Annotated in this window: 16 protein-coding genes; 5 read left to right on the top strand and 11 right to left on the bottom strand. The window is 62.4% G+C overall.

All coding sequences use genetic code 11. The annotated features are described in order from the left end of the window. Window positions 1-201 precede the first annotated feature (201 nt). The 5 genes from IB267_RS23570 to IB267_RS23590 form a co-directional block, all read right to left on the bottom strand. The gene (locus tag IB267_RS23570; RefSeq protein WP_192449829.1) at window positions 202-1,251 is read right to left on the bottom strand and encodes a sn-glycerol-3-phosphate import ATP-binding protein UgpC; all 1,050 of its coding nucleotides are present in this window, start codon (window positions 1,249-1,251) and stop codon (window positions 202-204) included. After that, entirely contained in the window at window positions 1,251-2,099 is an 849-nt protein-coding gene (gene ugpE / locus IB267_RS23575; protein WP_192449830.1) for a sn-glycerol-3-phosphate ABC transporter permease UgpE, read from the bottom strand. The genes IB267_RS23570 and ugpE overlap by 1 nt, the downstream gene beginning before the upstream one ends. 7 nt (window positions 2,100-2,106) lie before the next feature. Then, window positions 2,107-2,988, bottom strand: coding sequence for a sn-glycerol-3-phosphate ABC transporter permease UgpA (gene ugpA / locus IB267_RS23580; protein ID WP_192449831.1), 882 nt, complete (start codon window positions 2,986-2,988; stop codon window positions 2,107-2,109). 68 nt (window positions 2,989-3,056) lie between these two features. Then, window positions 3,057-4,361, bottom strand: coding sequence for a sn-glycerol-3-phosphate ABC transporter substrate-binding protein UgpB (ugpB, locus tag IB267_RS23585; protein WP_192449832.1), 1,305 nt, complete (start codon window positions 4,359-4,361; stop codon window positions 3,057-3,059). Between the two features lie 351 nt (window positions 4,362-4,712). After that, the gene (locus tag IB267_RS23590) at window positions 4,713-5,177 is read right to left on the bottom strand and encodes an Lrp/AsnC family transcriptional regulator (RefSeq protein ID WP_192449833.1); all 465 of its coding nucleotides are present in this window, start codon (window positions 5,175-5,177) and stop codon (window positions 4,713-4,715) included. Window positions 5,178-5,303: 126 nt separating this feature from the next. On the opposite strand from IB267_RS23590, the gene alr reads away from it, so the two are divergent. From alr to IB267_RS23605, 3 genes are read left to right on the top strand one after another with little or no spacing between them, the layout of a single operon-like run. Continuing rightward, a complete protein-coding gene (alr, locus tag IB267_RS23595; protein ID WP_192449834.1) occupies window positions 5,304-6,434 on the top strand; it encodes an alanine racemase in 1,131 nt (376 codons plus the stop codon). A gap of 24 nt (window positions 6,435-6,458) precedes the next feature. After that, a complete protein-coding gene (locus IB267_RS23600) occupies window positions 6,459-7,709 on the top strand; it encodes a D-amino acid dehydrogenase (RefSeq protein ID WP_192449835.1) in 1,251 nt (416 codons plus the stop codon). Window positions 7,710-7,746: 37 nt separating this feature from the next. Next, window positions 7,747-8,127 (top strand): RidA family protein, encoded by a 381-nt coding sequence (locus IB267_RS23605; RefSeq protein WP_192449836.1) that lies wholly within the window; start codon window positions 7,747-7,749, stop codon window positions 8,125-8,127. Window positions 8,128-8,275: 148 nt separating this feature from the next. Here the strand turns inward: IB267_RS23605 and IB267_RS23610 are convergent, their stop codons facing one another. Beyond that, entirely contained in the window at window positions 8,276-8,455 is a 180-nt protein-coding gene (locus IB267_RS23610) for a hypothetical protein (RefSeq protein WP_192449837.1), read from the bottom strand. 264 nt (window positions 8,456-8,719) lie between these two features. Between IB267_RS23610 and IB267_RS23615 the strand changes: the two genes are divergently transcribed. Continuing rightward, window positions 8,720-9,025 (top strand): hypothetical protein, encoded by a 306-nt coding sequence (locus IB267_RS23615; RefSeq protein WP_043612527.1) that lies wholly within the window; start codon window positions 8,720-8,722, stop codon window positions 9,023-9,025. 172 nt (window positions 9,026-9,197) lie between these two features. Here the strand turns inward: IB267_RS23615 and IB267_RS23620 are convergent, their stop codons facing one another. Then, a complete protein-coding gene (locus IB267_RS23620; protein WP_192449838.1) occupies window positions 9,198-11,246 on the bottom strand; it encodes a bifunctional aldolase/short-chain dehydrogenase in 2,049 nt (682 codons plus the stop codon). A 372-nt stretch (window positions 11,247-11,618) separates the two neighbouring features. Between IB267_RS23620 and IB267_RS23625 the strand changes: the two genes are divergently transcribed. Then, the gene (locus tag IB267_RS23625; RefSeq protein WP_246764838.1) at window positions 11,619-12,602 is read left to right on the top strand and encodes a sugar-binding transcriptional regulator; all 984 of its coding nucleotides are present in this window, start codon (window positions 11,619-11,621) and stop codon (window positions 12,600-12,602) included. 37 nt (window positions 12,603-12,639) lie between these two features. Here the strand turns inward: IB267_RS23625 and IB267_RS23630 are convergent, their stop codons facing one another. From IB267_RS23630 to IB267_RS23645, 4 genes are all read right to left on the bottom strand, one after another. Then, window positions 12,640-13,587 (bottom strand): carbohydrate kinase family protein, encoded by a 948-nt coding sequence (locus IB267_RS23630; protein ID WP_192449839.1) that lies wholly within the window; start codon window positions 13,585-13,587, stop codon window positions 12,640-12,642. An 81-nt stretch (window positions 13,588-13,668) separates the two neighbouring features. Beyond that, window positions 13,669-14,628 (bottom strand): ABC transporter permease, encoded by a 960-nt coding sequence (locus tag IB267_RS23635; RefSeq protein WP_246810796.1) that lies wholly within the window; start codon window positions 14,626-14,628, stop codon window positions 13,669-13,671. Window positions 14,629-14,702: 74 nt separating this feature from the next. Next, window positions 14,703-16,271, bottom strand: a complete 1,569-nt coding sequence (locus IB267_RS23640) for a sugar ABC transporter ATP-binding protein (protein ID WP_192449841.1) — start codon at window positions 16,269-16,271, stop codon at window positions 14,703-14,705. Between the two features lie 84 nt (window positions 16,272-16,355). After that, window positions 16,356-17,357, bottom strand: a complete 1,002-nt coding sequence (locus IB267_RS23645; RefSeq protein WP_192449842.1) for a substrate-binding domain-containing protein — start codon at window positions 17,355-17,357, stop codon at window positions 16,356-16,358. Between the last annotated feature and the right edge of the window lie 40 nt (window positions 17,358-17,397).

Below are 17,397 nucleotides of genomic sequence, written 5' to 3' on the forward strand. Positions count from 1 at the left end.
CGCATAACATACATTATGGAACTCGCCTGCGGGCGTCCTTTCGGACTGTTTTAGCGAGACGCCCTGAAAGAAACGACCACAGGCCAAAGAGCTACGTTCCCTGTGGTCGTGACCATAGCCCCCAATGTTTTCCAACAATTCAACAGTTTACGCTCGCGAGATCAACGAACCTCTGCTGATCTCGCGCCGACCTTCCGGCTATCATCCATGCCGGTTCCCACTACCATCAAACATATGGAGCGCTTCGGTGCTCGCCCCAACCTTCACCTCGTCACCGATCTCGTTGCGCGCGCGCCCGGAAACGCGAAAGACCAACTCGTCTCCGTTTTGGAGGCGACCGTGTATGAGGCTTTCGGCGCCGACCAGTTCGATGCCGTCGATGCGAACCGTCGCTTCGAAGGCTCGCGCCGGGGCGTCGGCTGACATCGGCGAAATGTCTTCCGGACGGACGCCGAGCGTGTAATCGCCATTCGGGCGTGCCGCGTCCGAGGCGAGCGACCATCCTGCCAACAAATTCTTGCCGTGCAGCAGGTTCATCGACGGCGAGCCGATGAAAGTGGCAACGAAGGTGGTTGCGGGCTTCTCGTAAAGCTCCAGTGGCGTGCCGACCTGCTCGATGCGGCCGGCGCTGACGACGACAAGCCGGTCTGCAAGGGTCATCGCTTCCATCTGATCATGGGTGACGTAGACGCTCGTCGTTGCGAGTGAACGCTGCAACCGCTTGATTTCGATGCGCATCTGCCCGCGCAGCTTCGCATCGAGGTTCGACAGCGGCTCATCGAACAGAAACGCGGCGGGTTGGCGAACGATCGCCCGCCCCATGGCAACGCGCTGCCGTTGGCCGCCCGAAAGCTGCCGTGGCTTGCGGTCGAGATAGGGCTCGATTTCGAGCGTCCTTGCGGCCGTGGCAATGCGCTGGTCGATCTCGGCCGCCGGGGTCTTCCGGTTCTTGAGCCCGTAGGCAAGGTTCTGGCGCACCGTCATGTGTGGATAGAGCGCATAGTTCTGGAAGACCATCGCAATGTCGCGTTCCGCCGGCTCGACATCGTTGACCCGACGTCCGCCAATCAGGATGTCTCCACCGCTGATGTTCTCGAGCCCGGCGATCATGCGCAGCAGCGTGGACTTGCCGCAGCCGGACGGTCCGACAAGAACGACGAACTCTCCGTCCTTGATGTCGAGCGAAACGCCCTTGATCGCTTCCACCGTGCCATAGGTCTTGCGGACGTCCTTCAGGGTAATTTCAGCCATTACTTTTCTGTCTCCACAAGACCTTTGACAAACCAGCGCTGCATCAGCACGACGACGAGGATCGGCGGGATGATCGCAAGGATCGCCGTCACCATCACATAATTCCAGGGCGTCGAGGCGTCGGTAAAATCGATCATCCGCCGGAGCCCGATGATGATCGTGTTCATCTTCGCGTCGTTGGTGACGAGCAGCGGCCAGAGATACTGGGTCCAGCCATAGATGAAGAGGATAACGAAGAGCGCCGCGATGTTCGTTGCCGAAAGCGGCAGCAGGATATCCTTCATGAAGCGGAACGGACCGGCATTGTCGATGCGCGCCGCCTCCACCAGCTCGCCCGGTATCGTCAGGAAGAACTGGCGAAAGAGGAACGTCGCCGTCGCCGAAGCCATCAGCGGCAGCGTCAGCCCCGCATAGGTGTCGATCAGGCCGAGATCGACGATCACCTTGTAGGTCGGCAGGATGCGCACCTCGACCGGCAGCATCAGGGTGATGAAGATCATCCAGAAGAACAGCATCTTCAGCGGAAAGCGGAAGAACACGATCGCGAACGCCGACAGGAAGGAGATGACGATCTTGCCGACGGCGATCGCGATCGCAACGACGGTGGAATTGAACAGCAAACGCTCGAGGCTGACGCCGACGACGCGCTCGACGCCGCCGCCGACGGCCTCCCGATAGTTCTCTACGAGGTGATCTCCGACAGCTAGCGACATCGGCGGCCGCACGATCTCGATCGAACTGTGGCTCGAGGCGACGAAGGTATAATAGATTGGCAGCGCGACGATGATGATCCCGATGACGAGTATCAGGTGGCTGATCGCAGTTGATATGGGACGATTCTCGATCATCGGCGCCTCACGAATAGTGGACCCGCTTCTCGACGAAGCGGAACTGGAACGCTGTCAGCGCAATGACGATGACCATCAGGATCACCGACTGGGCAGCCGAGCTACCGAGGTCGAGATTGACGAAGCCGTCGTTGTAAACCTTGTAGACGAGCGTCTCCGTGGCCTTGGCGGGGCCGCCTCCGGTGACCGCGTGAATGATGCCGAAGGTATCGAAGAAGGCGTAGACGGTGTTGACGACAAGCAGGAAGAACGTCGTCGGCGCGAGCAGCGGGAAGACGATGGTCCAGAACCGCTTGGTGCCGCGGGCGCCATCGATGGCTGCCGCTTCTATGAGCGACTTCGGGATCGCCTGCAGGCCTGCGACGAAGAAGAGGAAGTTGTAGCTGATCTGCTTCCAGGCTGCCGCGACGATCACCAGGAACATCGCCTGGTTGCCGTTGAGCAACGGATCCCACGCAAAGCCATTGCGGCGCAGAATGTAAGAGAAGGTTCCCATCGCCGGGTTGAACATGAACAGCCACAGCATGCCGGCCACGGCCGGGGCAACCGCATAGGGCCAGATCAGGAGCGTGCGGTAGACGTTGCGCCCGCGCACCACCCGGTCGGCCGCCGTTGCGAGCAGCAACGCGAGCGCCATCGACAACAGCGCTGTCGCAACACTGAAGGCCACCGTGACCTTGAGCGAATGCAGATAGTCGGGATTGGCGAGGATCGCCCGGAAGTTGGCGAGACCGACGAAGCCGGATTTCAGGCCGAACGGATCCTCGCGCAGCACCGACTGATAGAGCGCCTGGCTTGCCGGCCAAAAAAAGAAGATGATCGTCAAGACGATCTGCGGTGCCAGCAGAAGATACGGCAGCACCTTGTTTGGAAATACGACGGACTGCATGGTCTCCCCTCCCCATCAAAAACCAGTCCGCACCGCCTTGCGGGCGATGCGGACATTTCGTCTGGAGGTCAGTTGCCGATCGCAGTCTTGATCGCAGCGTTTGCCTTCACGACACCTTCGCTGAGCGCCGTCTTGGCATCCTTCTGGCCGGCAAGCATCGCTTCGAACTCTTCGTTGAGGATGTCGCGAACCTGCGGAAGGTTGACCAGGCGGACGCCCTTGGAGTTTTCGGTCGGCGCCTTGCCCATCATCTGCTTGATCGGCGTCTCCCGGCCCGGGTTCTTTTCATAGAAGCCGGACTTCTTGGTTTCCTCGTAGGCTGCAAGCGTCACCGGCAGGTAGCCCGAGACCTGGTGAAGCTGCGCCTGGGTTTCCGTTTTCGAGAGGAAGTGGAAGAACTCGGCCACGCCCTTGTATTCGGCGTCGCTCTTGCCGGCGAAGACCCAGAGGCTTGCGCCGCCGGGGATGGTGTTCTGCGGGCCATGGCCTTCATAATAGGGAAGCTCGCCGACACCGTAGTTGATGCCCGACTTGACGATGTCGCCGAGACCTCCGGAGGATTCCGTCAGGATCGCGCACTCGCCCGACATGAACAGCTGCTTGGCCTCGGAGGTGCGGCCGCCGTAGCGGAAGGTGCCGTCCTTCGCGAGATCGGCAATCGACTGGAAATGGTCGACGAAGAGCGGCGCGTCGATCTTCAGTTCCACTTCGAGCCCGGCAAGCCCGTTTTCGTTCGTGCCGTAGGGCACGTTGTTCCAGGCCGAGAAGTTTTCGGTCTGGATCCAGGTCAGCCAGGTCGAGGTGAAGCCGCAGTTTGCCGCTCCGCTCGCCTTGATCTTCTTGGCCGCTTCGAAGACCTCGGGCCAGGTGGCCGGTGGCTTGTCGGTATCGATGCCGGCTTTCGTAAAGGCGTCCTTGTTGAAATAGAGGATCGGGGACGACGAGTTGAAGGGGAAGGACAGCATGGTCCCGTCAGCCTTGGAATAATAGGCGACGATGCCCGGCAGGTACTGGTCCTTGTTGAACTCGTAGCCGCCCTTCTGAAGCACTTCCGCCACGGGGACCACGGCACCTTCGGCGCCCAACATCACGCCACTGCCGGCGTCGAACACCTGCAGGATCGCGGGAGCCTGCTTGGAGCGGAACGCAGCGATGCCCGCATTCAGCGTCTCGCCATAGGTGCCCTTGAAGACGGGGACAATCTTGTATTCCGACTGGCTTTCGTTGAATTCCTTCGCAAGCCGTTCAACGGTTTCGTTGTTGGCGCCCGTCATTGCGTGCCACCAGGCAAGCTCCGTCGCCGCGAAGGCGTTCGGGGCGGCGAAGACTGACATCGCAGATGTGGCCGCAAGCGTCCATTTCAAAACTGTCATGGCGATTCCTCCCAATATTGAGACGACAAGTCTCGGTGCTCAGTCGCGTTGATCCTCCTCAATCAGTCGCGCCTGACTTTCGCAGCGAAAGTGCGCTGATTAAAAACGAACGCTAACGAACCTGCAAGAGAAAATAGAATGCAGAATTCGCAAATTTCCACCTTCGGAATATTCGTTCTGTTTCATATAGGAACGCTCGACGCTCGATCGTCCCAGGCGAGGTATAACTTGCCAATCACGCACAGCCTGCGCGAGCGTCTTGCGGAGGATGGGCTTGCCTATCTCCTCGCCTCGATGCCCGTCGCCCTCCTGCTCTGCTAGGGACGGCCGCGCGGGTTCCGGGACTGCAGCCTATCGACGTACCTTGGGGCGTGTCGCAAGAACGTTGCGGATCGCAAAGCTCGAATGGATTCTGGAGACCCCCGGTAAGGCCGAGAGAATCTCCTTGTGGATGCGCTCGAACTCGCCGGCATTGGCGACTTCGACGCGCAGCAGATAGTCTGATCCACCGGTCATCAGAAAACATTCGCGTAGCTCGGGATGTCGTCGTACCGCCGCCTCGAACCGGTCGAGATAGTCCTCCGTCTGGCGGTCCAGCGTGATGTTGATGATAACGGCAATGGTGGCCTCGACGTTCGAGGTGTCCACCAGGGCGGTATAGCCGCGAATGACGCCGGACTGTTCCATCAGTTTTATCCGCCTCAGACAGGCGGAGGGCGAGAGCCCGACCTCGCTTGCGAGGCTGGCGTTGCTCCGGCGCGCATCCAGGCGCAGCAGCCGCAGGATATTGCGGTCTATGGTGTCGAGCGCAGTCATTGCAGATTATTCCATTTCGTGATCGTTTCATTCAAAGATCACGAACTAGCGCAACGATCAATCGATAATTCGTCGACAATTCTGCGATCGTTTCACTACCCTCCGGACAGGTTGGGAGGCTCGGCCATGGACGGCGCAGTCAGGGAAAATACGCAGCAGAAAGCGATCAAGGGCGGCGCCTCGGGCTACCTCACGATCGATCTTGCGGCGCTGGTTCGCAATTACGACCGGCTGGTGTCTGAAATTGCGCCGGCGCGGGCCGCAGCCGTCGTCAAGGCGGATGCCTATGGGCTTGGCGCAGACCGGGTCGCGGCGCGCCTTTATGACCATGGCTGCCGGCATTTCTTCGTGGCCCAGTTCGTAGAGGCTCGGCGCCTGCGACCGCAGCTTGGCCGCGATGCGATGATCTTTGTCCTGAATGGCCTGCAGCCGGGCAACGAACTCGCCTGCGCCGACGACGGCATCGTACCGGTGATCAATTCCCTTGAGCAATTGCGGCAATGGGCCGGTGCGGCGGTAAATCTCAACCGCCGGCTCCCGGCGGCGCTGCAGTTCGACACGGGCATGTCGCGGCTCGGCGTCCCACCGCAGGAACGACCGGCGGTCGCCTCAATGCTGCGGACCTGCGGCATGATCGACATCCAGTTCGTCATGAGTCACCTGGCCTCTGCCGACGACGTCTTGAGCGAGCAGAACGGCAGCCAGCTTGCCGAGCTCCGGCGCATCGCAGCGGAGTTTCCGGAATACGAGCTGTGCTTCGCCAATTCCGGTGGCATTTTCCTGGGTGAAGCCTATCACGGCGTGCTGGTTCGGCCGGGGATCGCGCTTTATGGCGGGGCTCCGACGGATGGTCACCCAAACCCGATGGAGCCGGTCATCAAGCTCGATGTCGCGGTGGTGCAGACGCGTGAAGTGCCGACCGGTGCGCGCGTCGGCTATGGCGGCAGCCATGTCGCCGCAAGCCCGACCCGGCTTGCCACAATTGCCGCCGGCTATGCCGACGGCCTGCCGCGCAGCCTGAGCGATCGGGGTGCGGTCTATTGCGACGGTGTTCGCTTGCCGATCGTCGGCCGGGTGTCGATGGACAGCATCACCATCGACATCTCCGCCTTGCCGGAGGAGCGCCTGCAACTCGGCAGCCTGGTGGAGGTCCTCGGGCCCAACCAGACACTCGAAGACATCGCACGCGATGCCGGCACCATCTCCTACGAAATCCTGACCGGTCTCGGGCATCGCTACGAACGGCAGTATCGCTGAGCTTCCTTTCCTTTTGAGGACATCATGAAAGTTATCGTTCTCGGCGCCGGCATCGTCGGCGTCACCTCGGCCTACCAGCTTGCCAAGAGCGGACACGAGGTCACCGTCATCGATCGCCAGCCCGGGCCGGCGCTGGAGACGAGCTTTGCCAATGCCGGCGAGGTTTCCTTCGGCTACTGCTCGCCCTGGGCGGCACCCGGCATTCCGATGAAGGCGATGAAATGGCTGTTCATGGAGCATGCGCCACTCATCCTTCGACCGAAGGTTGATGCCGCCATGATCTCCTGGATGATCAAGATGCTCTCGAACTGCACGTCCGGGCGCTACGCGATCAACAAGAGCCGCATGCTCAGGCTTGCCGACTATAGCCGCACCTCGCTCGCCGCGCTGCGCGCCGAAACCGGCATCGCCTATGACGAGCGCATGCAGGGAACGCTGCAGCTTTTCCGGACCCAGGCCCAGCTCGACGCCTCCGGCAAGGACGTCAAGGCGCTTGCCGCCGACGGCATCCCCTACGAGGTCCTGGATCGCGACGGCTGCATTCGCGTCGAACCGGCGCTGAAACATGTGCGCGAAAAGATCGTCGGCGGCCTGCTGACACCGAAGGACGAGACCGGCGACTGCTTCAAGTTCAGCAACGAGCTTGCGAAGAAGGCGGAAGCGCTCGGCGTGCGCTTCAACTATGGCAGCATCATCCGCAGTCTCGACGTGGAAGGCGGTCGGATCAAGGGCGTCGTCACGGCGCACGGCACGCTCAAGGCCGACGCCGTCGTCGTGGCGCTCGGCAGCTTCTCCCCTCTCCTCGTCAAGCCGCATGACATCCGCCTGCCGGTCTACCCGGTCAAGGGTTACTCTTTGACGATCCCGATCACCGACGCGTCACGCGCGCCGGAATCGACGGTCATGGACGAAACCTTCAAGATCGCCATCACCAGGCTCGGCGACCGCATCCGCGTCGGCGGCATGGCGGAAATCTCCGGCTACACCAACGATCTCGGCGAACCCCGTCGCCTGACGCTGCAGCACTCTGTCACCGACCTCTTCCCGGGCGGCGACGTGTCGAAGGCAAGCTTCTGGTCCGGCCTTCGGCCGATGACGCCGGACGGCACGCCGGTCATTGGTCCGACGAAGGTCGCCGGCCTCTATCTCAACACCGGTCACGGTACGCTCGGCTGGACGATGAGTTCCGGTTCGGCACGGGTGATCGCCGATCTCGTCAGCGGGCGTAAGCCGGAAATCGACGCGACCGATCTCGCGATCGCCCGCTACGCATAAGCGTGCTCAATTCAACCACCAATCTCGGAGACGGATCATGATCCAGGAAATCCACACCACCGACGCGCCGGGCGCCGTCGGTCCCTTCTCGCAGGCGATCAAGGTCGGCAACCTCCTGTTCGTCTCCGGCCAGCTTCCGATCGATCCGGCCACCGGAGAGTTCAACTCGGACGACGCGATCGCGCAGGCCGAGCAGTGCCTGAAGAATCTTGCTGCCATCGCGACTGCCGCGGGCACTACCCTTTCGAACACCGTCAAGACCACGGTTCTGCTGACCGACCTCGGGCAGTTCGCGGAGATCAACAAGGTCTATGCGGGCTTCTTCGCCAAGCCGTTCCCGGCCCGCGCCTGCTACGAAGTCAGCGCGCTGCCGAAGGGCGCGAAGGTGGAGATCGAGGCTGTCATCGCCATCCCGTAAGGCCTACTGGCGCCGGACGCTGACAGGCAATCAGCGTCCGGGAAGCCAGGCATCGCGATGCCGCTAAAGGTACACCATCGGGAATCAATCCGCGCGTCGGGGGCGACGTCGTTCGTCAAGCCGTGGCTCGCGGCTGTGCTATCGGACCTTACGTCGGAAGCAGACGGTTCGTGCGCTCGACGAATGCGATCTGCTCCAAAAACTGCAGCCTGAGTTTCTTCAGCGTCCAGAGACGAAAGCGATCCGGGGCTGGCCGCGCCTGTTCCTCGGCGATTCGAGTTTCAATGATCGTCTCGCGGCTGCGGATAGACTTCAGGAACTGATCCATTTCGAGATAGCCTTAAATCGAATCTATTGGTTGCGGCCGGGCGCTCTCCCGGTCATGCCAACGAGAGTGCAGTCTCGCCGTCTAACAGAGCCGTACTTGCGATCACTGGTCTTGGCCAAATGTAGCGCGGACAAGGCGTTGTCGGCCACGAGACACACCGCGCAGGCGCACGCCTTCTCCTCCCTCCCCCCACGTAAACTATGAGTTGACCGCTTTTGATGGCGAGGCGACACTTGTCAGGTGCAGCAAGGCAGGAGGTAAGTGATGGCTGAGGCGGACCACTGGCGTCATATGGCAAGCGCTCCGAAAAACGGGAGCCGGATCCTCGTCACGATCCGGCCGTCCGAGCAGGGCGCCGCGGAAGTCGATCTCGCCTATTGGTCGAAGGGTGATCAGTTCGGGACTGAAGGCTGGCGCGCCTCCGATTCCTCGCCCGGCCGCATCATCGAGTATCCCGAGCCTGAGTTGAAGTGTTGGATGCCGATGCCCACGGCCAATCTCGATCGCGCCGCGATGCCGCTGCCCTGGGAAGGCGAGGACGAGCAGGAACTGGACGGCTCCGGGATCTAGTAGCGCCAGCGCCGGGTCGTTGGCTGGGCCCTGCTCGTCAGCGACGGCATAGGCCGTCGCGTGGCCGATTGCCTTCGCTACGGCGACACCACTCGGCCGAAGATCGTGTCGATGTGCTTCATTTCGTAGGGCACGGCCGCGGGGGTTCCCACCGCGGCCGCCCATTATTCCTCTATCGCATCATCGCCGCGACATTGCCGCCATCGACGGTGATGACCGCGCCTGTGCTTGCGCGCGCCTTGGCAAGGTGCACGAAGGCTTCGGCCACATCCTTGGCGGCGACTTCGCGGTGGACGAGGTTGCCGCGCATATAGGCTTCCGGCGTGATGCCGCGGGCGCGGCTGCGCTCCTCGACCATCTGGTCGGTCATGAGGCCGGTGCGGATGCGATCGGCGTTGACGGCGTTCGAGGTGATGCCGTCCGCACCGTGTTCGACGGCATATTGCCGCATCAGTGCCATGAGCGCCGCCTTCGACGTTCCGTAGGGACCGAAATCGGGGCCGGGATTTACCGCCTGCTTGGAGACGTTGAACACCAGTGCGCCGCCGGTGCGTTGCGTCTTCATCACCCTGGTTGCTGCCCGGGCGACGTAATGGTGTCCCCAGAAGTTGAGGGCGAAGGCTTTCTCGAAGAGTTCGTCGGCGACCTCGATCATGGCGCCCTGGAAGGCGGCACCCGCATTCGAAATGACGATGTCGATACCGCCGAAATGTTCGGCAACGCTGGCGATAGCGGCGTCAACGGCCTGAGGATTGGTCACGTCGCAGGCGACGCCAAGCCCTCCGAGCCGGGCGGCCTCCTTCTTGACCGTCGCTTCGGCAAGATCGACGAGCGCGATTTCCGCACCTTCCGCGCGCAGCGCCTCGGCAATCGCAAGGCCAAGGCCGCCGGCACCACCGGTCACCACCGCAACTTGGCGGCTGAGCGGCTTCTCCACCTGTTTCGTCAGTTTGACTTGCTCGAGCGACCAGTATTCGATGTCGAAGAGATCATGTTCCGACAGCGCCTCGAAGCTCTCGATTCCTTCAGCGTTACGGATGACGTTGATCGTGGCTTCCGCGACATCGGCGCCGACGCGTGCGGCCTTCTTACTGGGGCCGGCCGCAAAGAGGCCGACGCCGGCGACGTAGAAGACGCGGGGCATCGGGTCGAGCATCTTCTTGTTGCCACCGACGCGCGCGTTGTTGCGCTCGAAATAAGCGCGGTATTCGGCGATGTAGTCGGCCACGGCCGTGCGCACCGTCTCCGCCCAGGCGGCCATTTCATCGGCAACCGGCGCCGGCAGGACCAGCCCGAAGCGCTTGATGTGGATGACATGCTCCGGTGTAGCATTGCCGCGGCGCGAGAGATCGCCGGCATTCTGCGCATTGCAGAACGCAAGCACCGCGTCGCTTGCCCGGTGCTCCAGCACGAAGCGTTTCGGGCAGCCTTCGACACCGGTGTCGATCGCGATGGCACCGCGCAGGACCGGCGCAATTTCCGCAGCCGTTGCAAGCGCTATTGGCTGCTTCACCTGGACGAACGGACGCGCATTGCCTTCGGCAATGCGGCGTTCGGCCCGGTCGATTGCGGCGATCATCTTCTCGTAGGATTCGCGCGGGTCTTCCGACCAGGTGAAGATGCCGTGCTTCAGCAGGATCATGCCGTCGGCGGTCGGATCGGCGCGGAAAGCCTCATCGCAGGCTTTCGCAAGATCGAAGCCGGGCATGACATAGGGAACGATGATCGCCTTGGGGAAGAGTTCGCGCACGATTTCTTCGCCGTGCGGCTGGTTTGTCAGCGACACGATCGCGTTGGCATGGGTGTGGTCGATGTGCTTGAACGGCAGGTTGGCATGGAGGATCGCTTCGACCGACGGATTGGGCGCTGCCGGATCGAGCAGCAAGCGGCGCTGCAGCATGACCATGTCGTCGTCACTGAGCGTTTGGAAACCGACCATCGCCTGGAGCGGTTGCAGGCGGACGGCCGGCAGGCCTGGCGGTTCGATCGTGCCCATGTCCCAGCCGCTTCCCTTGACGCAAAGAACCGGAATTTCAGAGCCGTCGAGATCGGTGAAAACGGTCTTTACCGACGTGTTTCCGCCGCCATGCAGCACCAGCTCCGGGTCGGATCCGAGCAGGCGCGTGGTGTAGGTGCGGATCGCCAGATCACGGTTGACGCCGTTGCGGACGTAGGCGTCGACGACATCGGCATATTCGGTTTCGGACCATCTCGATTTCATGCAAAGGCTCCTCAGCTTCCGGCGGACATCACCTGCGACGGCTCCGGACAAAAATGACATGGCGGGACCGTGCCCGCCGAGCCGTGGAAGGCTGGCAGGAAAGGCCGCTTGGGAAATTTGGGATCGGCGTCTGGCGCGGGCCGCGTCGAAGAAGGCGCGGATCCGATCCAGTCTGCCGCAGTCTCGTCTGCCCATGCGGCCGCATTCGTGGCCGCGTGCTCAAACGCGATTCCGTTGTCGATCGCCCGTTACAACGGGGCATAAACAAATGACAACATCATGTGTCAAATGTCAATTGAGCGTTCGAATTTGTTTGACGGCGGCCTCATTTCCGGTTTGAGGTGGCGCAAACAGTATCAGGCGGAGTGACGGATGGCGGAGAGCGCACGGGCAAGTTGGATGATCGGCGAAGGCAAGTCGTTGCCGCCCGAGTTCGATGACGGGGTCGTTTGGGCCGCCTGGCTCTACTACGTCGATCAACTGACCCAGAGCGACATCGCCAAGATCCTCGGCATGTCGCGCGCGACCATCGTCAATTACCTTCAGGAGGCCCGTGAACGCGGCCTCGTTACCATCCGCGTCAACACCGATGTCGGCGGACGCGTGGCCATCGCGCGCAAGCTGAAGGAGAAGTTCGGGCTCGAAGGAGCGCTGGTCATTCCAGCCGGAGAGCCGGCGTCGCTGGTCACGCGGCTCGGTGAGGCCGGCGCCCGCCTGCTTGCCGACATGATCAAGCAAGGCGACACGATCGGCGTTGCCTGGGGACGGACAGTGCTTGCCGTCGCCGACCAGATCTCGCTGGCCGAACCGCTCGATGGGCTCACTGTCGTCCAGGTTTCGGGCAGCTCGATCGCCAATCCAGAGTTCTCGCCGGAATTCTGCACCTCGCTGATGTCCCAGCGCATTCACGCACGCTGCGTCAACCTTTTGGCGCCGGCGCTGCTGTCGACGCCGGAACTCAAGCGCTGGCTGCTTTCGGAACCGGTGCTCGTCAAGCAGTTCGAGCTTATTCATTCCACCAACATCCTGGTCTTCGGCGTCGGCGATATCGGCCCCGACACGCTGATCCGCTCGGCCAATGTCGCAAGCCAGGAGGACTTCGATTCCTATCAAGCGCACGGCGCCGTCGCGGTGCTGATCTGCCGTTTCATCGATGAGGCGGGCCGACAGGTGAGCGGTGAACTCGACGATCGCATGGTGGGCATCGAGCTCGACGAACTCGTGCGTATCCCGAGCCGCGTTTGTGTCGCCGGCGGTGCGAACAAGGTCACGGCGATCCGCGCGACGATGAAGGGCGGCTACGCCACCCACCTCGTCACCGACATCGCAACCGCCGAGATGCTGCTGGCCGAATAGGCCTGAGGCGCTCCGACAGGAGCGCCCCGCCAGCCTATCAGTTCGTCTTGACGCGCGCCGTGCGCATGAATGCCTGCGTCGCCTCAAAAGAGGTGATGCCGGCATCCGAACCGAGACCGGTCGCCACCAGCGCGGCCGAGGCCTGCGCGAACTTCAGCGACGTCTCAGTGTCCATCTTGTGGTGCAGGCCGGCGATGAAGCCGGCGTTGAAGGCATCGCCGCAGCCCGTCGTATCGACGACGTCGATCTCGAAGGCTGGCAGTTTCACGGTCTTTCGGTCCGGATCCATGAAGTAGACGCCGTCGCCGCCGAGCGTGAAGACGCAGTGCTTCACACCGAGATCGCAGAAGAAGAGCGCCGCATCCTCGGCGGTTTTCCGCCCGGAGATCAGCATGGCTTCCTCCACCGACGGCATGAAGTAGTCGATATAGGGGAAGAGCGGGCGGATGAGGGAGAGCGTCTTCTCGCTGGCACCGAGCAGATCGAAGGTGACGGTGCGGCCCTTGGCCTTGGCTGCTTCGAGAAGCACGCGGCTCGGCTCGCCGTCGAGGCGGTCGAGCAGTCCCGTGCCGCCAAGATGAACGATCGGCGCCTCTGTCACGCGATCGAGCGCTTCGGCTGCGATCTCGAAATGACCGGACGCGCCGCGGACGTGAAGCGCCGGCCGTTCGCCGTTGCGGCGGATGTTGAGGATCGTGGCGGACGTCGGAACGCCGGCGATCCGCTGCATCTCCGCGGTGTCGACGCCGAAGCGCTGCAGGGTCGAAAGCACGAAGTCGGCCTTCTCGTCGTCGCCGACGGCGCCAACCGCAAGGCAGTTGAGACCGAGCTTTGCAAGGTCGACCACTGTGCCGCCGGCGGTACCGGCAACCGTCAGGCGGATCTCGTCGATGAACTCGACATTGCCGCCCTCGGGAATTCGGTCGACGGGGCGACCGAGGATGTCGAGAATGTAAAGTCCGATGACCGAAACATCGTGCGCCATGCACTCAAACCTTTCTCAAAGAAACAGGGGTGTCGAAAGACACCGGCCCCGACCGCGGCTTGGCGGCCTCAAGGCCGGCCGTCAGGATTGTCGGCCGCGGATCGAGAAGATCCCGCCGGCGAGAATGATGAAGATGCCGACGATGACGAGCTGCCAGGTGCTCGGGATGCCGACAAGAATGAGGACGTTGCTGACCAGTGTGATGAGAACCACGCCCAGAAGCGTGCCGATGACACTCCCGGAGCCGCCGGTGATGCGCGCGCCGCCGAGAACGACCGCGGCAATGATTTCGAGTTCGGCGCCCGCGAGGTCGAACGGGTTCGCCAGCCGGTTGCTGGAGACGTGAATGATCCCGGCGATGCCGGCGAGAAGCCCCGCATAGGCAAAGACAAAGATGCGGACCGTGCGCAGGTTGTAGCCGAGCCGCTCGGCCACACCGGCATTGCCGCCGACGGCATAGACCGCGCGGCCGATCAGGGTGCGCTCGAGGATCCACCAGGTGACGATCGCGGCGACCGCAAGGATCAGCACGAAGGCAGGCAGCGTCGAGGTTGAGCCGTTGGCACTGTGGTGGGTGAAGAGCGCAAGCTTTCCGAACGCGTCCATTGCTGCCGGAATGTTCATGAACAGCGCTGTGCCGACAAATGTGAGCAGGAAGCTGCGAATGACATATTGCGTGCCGATCGTCACGATCAGCGACGGCGCCTTGAGCGCATGAACGAGAACACCGTTGAGCGCGCCGAAACAGGCGCCGCCGACAGCGCCGAGCGCAAGGATCACCACGATCGGCATGTCGGGCACCACGTTCACGACCAGCATGGTGACGGCGTACATGACGAAGGCGGCGATCGCCGTGAACGAGACGTCAATGCCACCGGAGGCCAACACGACGAGCACGCCGAGCGCGAAAAGGCCACGCACGACGGACGCGCGCAGGATGTCGAAGAGATTCGATACCTGCCAGAAGTCCGTGTTGATCGCGCCGACGACCAGCGAGACGGCGACGATCAGGATCAGCGTGAAGGCCGGGGGATGCCGCATGAGCCACGCCCAAATGCCGGCAACCGCGCCTGCGCTTTCAGACCGGGGTGCAGCCGAGGAAAAGGTGGTTTCGCTCATTGAAGCCTCGCAATGGTATCGTCGGTCAGCGCGCGGGAGAGAACGTCTTCCGCCAGCCCTTCGGCGGCAAAGGTTTTGACGACGCGACCCTTGCGCATGACCATGATGCGGTCGCAGTTCTGCAGCAGTTCGGGCAGGTCGTCGCTGATGATGATGACGCCCATGCCGTCGCCGGCGAGCCGCTGGATGATCCGATAGATCGTGTCTTTGGAGCCCACATCGACGCCGACCGTCGGGCCGTGCAGGATCAGAAGTTTTGGCTCGATCGTCAGCCAGCGCCCGATCAGCACGCGCTGCTGGTTGCCGCCGGATAGCGACTGCACCGGCTTGTCGACGCCGGCCGAGACGACCTGGAGATCGTCGACCGTGCGCTCGGCAAGCGCACGGCTGCGGCGTCCGTCAACGATACCGAGGGCATTGCGCAGCCGGTCGAGGACCGGAACCACGATATTGTCCTTGATCGATTGCGAGAGGAACAACCCCTCCGAGAGCCGGTCCTCGGGAACGTAGCCAATGCCAGACGCTATCGCGTCGGCGGGTTTGCCAAGGCGGATCTCGTCGCCCTCGAGAAAAATGCCGCCGCCGTCAGCCGGCGAAACGCCGGCGAGCGCAAGCGCCAGTTCGTTGCGCCCGGAATCGAGCAGGCCGGTAATGCCGACGATTTCGCCCTTGCGCAGCGACAAGGACACGTCGGCGAAAAAGCCGCTCCGCGAGAGCTTCTCGACATTGAGCAACTTCTCGCCGAGCGTGACGGCAGAGCGCTGGCGCTTATCGTCCAGCACCTTGCCGGTCATCCGGAAGGCCAGATCGGTCTTCGAATGGCCTTCGACATCGCATTCGGCGACCTTCTGGCCGTCGCGCATGATGATCGCCCGCCCGCCGAGCGATTTGCACTCGTCGAGCTTGTGGGTGACAAACAGCACGGCAACGCCCTTGGCGCGCAGGCGATCGACGACGCCGATAAGATTGTCGACCTCGTGTTTGGTCAGCGCCGTCGTCGGCTCGTCCATAATGACGAGGCGGGCGTCGGAGGCGATCGCACGGGCAATGGCGATCAACTGCCGCGTCGCCATCGGCAACTCGTCCGTGCGCGTCGACAGAAAGGCCCTGCTCGCGGGCAGGCCGACGGCCGCAAGGGCGCGCTCGGCCGTCGCCCGCATTTTCGGTATGTCGAGCCGCCGCGCAAGCTTGCCCGACGAGGATACGAGCTGCTGCGTCAGGCCGATGTTCTCTGCGACGGAGAGGTTGGGGAGCAGCGAGAAATCCTGATAGACCGTTTCGATGCCGGCAGCGAGGGCGGCGACTGGCGTCAGTCCGGTGACCGTCTTGCCGTCGATCAGGAGTTCGCCTGAATCGGCCCCTTGAGCCCCGGAAATGATCTTGATGAGCGTGCTCTTGCCGCAGCCGTTCTCACCCATCAGGTGATAGATGTTGCCGGCCTCGATCGAAAGGCTGACGCCCTTCAGCGCTCGCACGCCACCGAAGTGCTTCTCGATGTTGCGCACTTCCAGAAACGGGGTCGCGGGCTTGAGATGCGGTTCACCGCCAGTGGGCTGGGGCTGCATGGCTTTGTCCTGACGGGGCATGAGGGCGTTCGAGTGTCCTGCCGCCGCGCCGGTGGGCGCGACGGCATTGATCGGCTGAACCGATCAGAACGGGTATTTGCTGTAGTTCGACTTGTCGACGTCGACCCAGGCTTCGCCGACGACAATGATGCCGTCACCTGCACCCTTCTTGACCGTCACCTTTTCGTAGCCGGGCACGCCGAGATCCATGCCGTCCTTGATCTCTTCGCCCTTGATGACCATGTCGGCGACCTTGTTCATGACGTAGCCGGCATCCTTAGGATCCCAGAAGCTGATGCCATCCACAGCACCGGACTCCAGATAGGATCCGGTATCCTTCGGCAGGCCGATACCGAATACGCAGGTCTTGTCCTGAAGGCCAGCCTCTTCGACGGCGCGGCCGATGCCGATGACGTCGATGGCAGAGCCGCCCTGGAAGCCCTTGATATCGGGGTATTTGCGCAGGATCTCGCGGGCCTTCTCGTAGGCGCGGTTGGCGTCGTTGAAGGATTCGTTCTTCTCCGAGACCAGTTCCATGTCCGGGTACTTCTTGGCGTTTTCAGCGCCGCCGTCAGCCCACTGCACGTGCGTCAGGCTGCCGAGCGAACCGACGAAGGAGGTCCACTTGCCGGACTTACCCATGCACTCGGCGATCTTTTCGTTGAAGCGAGCGCCGAAGGCCTTGTTTTCGAAGGCTTCGATGTCGACGAGCGTGTTCTTCATGCTGTCGGCTTCGTGGGTCACAACCTTGATGCCGCGCTGGGCGGCGCGCTTCAGCACGCCTTCGAGCGACGCTGCATCCATCGGCACGACGGCAATCGCGCTGACCTTCTTGGCGACGAGGTCTTCGATCAGGCGCGCCTGCTGGGCAGCGTCTGCCTTGCCGGGGCCAATCTGGCTCGTGGCAACCGTATCATTGTCGTTGCCGTAGGCGACAACGCCTTCCTCCATGCGGGTAAACCAGTTCTCGCCGGTGACCTTCACGACGGTCACGATGCTCGGCTTCTCCTCGGCAGTGGCCGCCGTTGCGGCCCAGATGGTGCCGAGGGCCACGGTGCAGGCGGCAATTTTACGAAAATCAGGCATAGTTCCTCCCATTGCGCCTTCGAAGGGAAAGAGCTGTGGC

This window comes from Ensifer sp. ENS09 (genome assembly GCF_014852425.1).
In the GTDB taxonomy this organism is placed as follows: domain Bacteria; phylum Pseudomonadota; class Alphaproteobacteria; order Rhizobiales; family Rhizobiaceae; genus Ensifer.

Excerpts from the sequence above, each read along its gene's own strand:
- IB267_RS23570 (WP_192449829.1), bottom strand. The coding sequence starts at position 1,251 with ATGGCTGAAATTACCCTGAAGGACGTCCGCAAGACCTATGGCACGGTG.
- IB267_RS23600 (WP_192449835.1), top strand. The coding sequence starts at position 6,459 with ATGAAAGTTATCGTTCTCGGCGCCGGCATCGTCGGCGTCACCTCGGCC.
- IB267_RS23635 (WP_246810796.1), bottom strand. The coding sequence starts at position 14,628 with ATGCGGCATCCCCCGGCCTTCACGCTGATCCTGATCGTCGCCGTCTCG.
- IB267_RS23640 (WP_192449841.1), bottom strand. The coding sequence starts at position 16,271 with ATGCAGCCCCAGCCCACTGGCGGTGAACCGCATCTCAAGCCCGCGACC.
- alr (WP_192449834.1), top strand. The coding sequence starts at position 5,304 with ATGGACGGCGCAGTCAGGGAAAATACGCAGCAGAAAGCGATCAAGGGC.
- IB267_RS23625 (WP_246764838.1), top strand. The coding sequence starts at position 11,619 with ATGGCGGAGAGCGCACGGGCAAGTTGGATGATCGGCGAAGGCAAGTCG.
- IB267_RS23620 (WP_192449838.1), bottom strand. The coding sequence starts at position 11,246 with ATGAAATCGAGATGGTCCGAAACCGAATATGCCGATGTCGTCGACGCC.
- IB267_RS23615 (WP_043612527.1), top strand. The coding sequence starts at position 8,720 with ATGGCTGAGGCGGACCACTGGCGTCATATGGCAAGCGCTCCGAAAAAC.
- ugpE (WP_192449830.1), bottom strand. The coding sequence starts at position 2,099 with ATGATCGAGAATCGTCCCATATCAACTGCGATCAGCCACCTGATACTC.
- IB267_RS23630 (WP_192449839.1), bottom strand. The coding sequence starts at position 13,587 with ATGGCGCACGATGTTTCGGTCATCGGACTTTACATTCTCGACATCCTC.
- IB267_RS23645 (WP_192449842.1), bottom strand. The coding sequence starts at position 17,357 with ATGCCTGATTTTCGTAAAATTGCCGCCTGCACCGTGGCCCTCGGCACC.
- IB267_RS23590 (WP_192449833.1), bottom strand. The coding sequence starts at position 5,177 with ATGACTGCGCTCGACACCATAGACCGCAATATCCTGCGGCTGCTGCGC.
- ugpB (WP_192449832.1), bottom strand. The coding sequence starts at position 4,361 with ATGACAGTTTTGAAATGGACGCTTGCGGCCACATCTGCGATGTCAGTC.
- IB267_RS23605 (WP_192449836.1), top strand. The coding sequence starts at position 7,747 with ATGATCCAGGAAATCCACACCACCGACGCGCCGGGCGCCGTCGGTCCC.
- ugpA (WP_192449831.1), bottom strand. The coding sequence starts at position 2,988 with ATGCAGTCCGTCGTATTTCCAAACAAGGTGCTGCCGTATCTTCTGCTG.
- IB267_RS23610 (WP_192449837.1), bottom strand. The coding sequence starts at position 8,455 with ATGGATCAGTTCCTGAAGTCTATCCGCAGCCGCGAGACGATCATTGAA.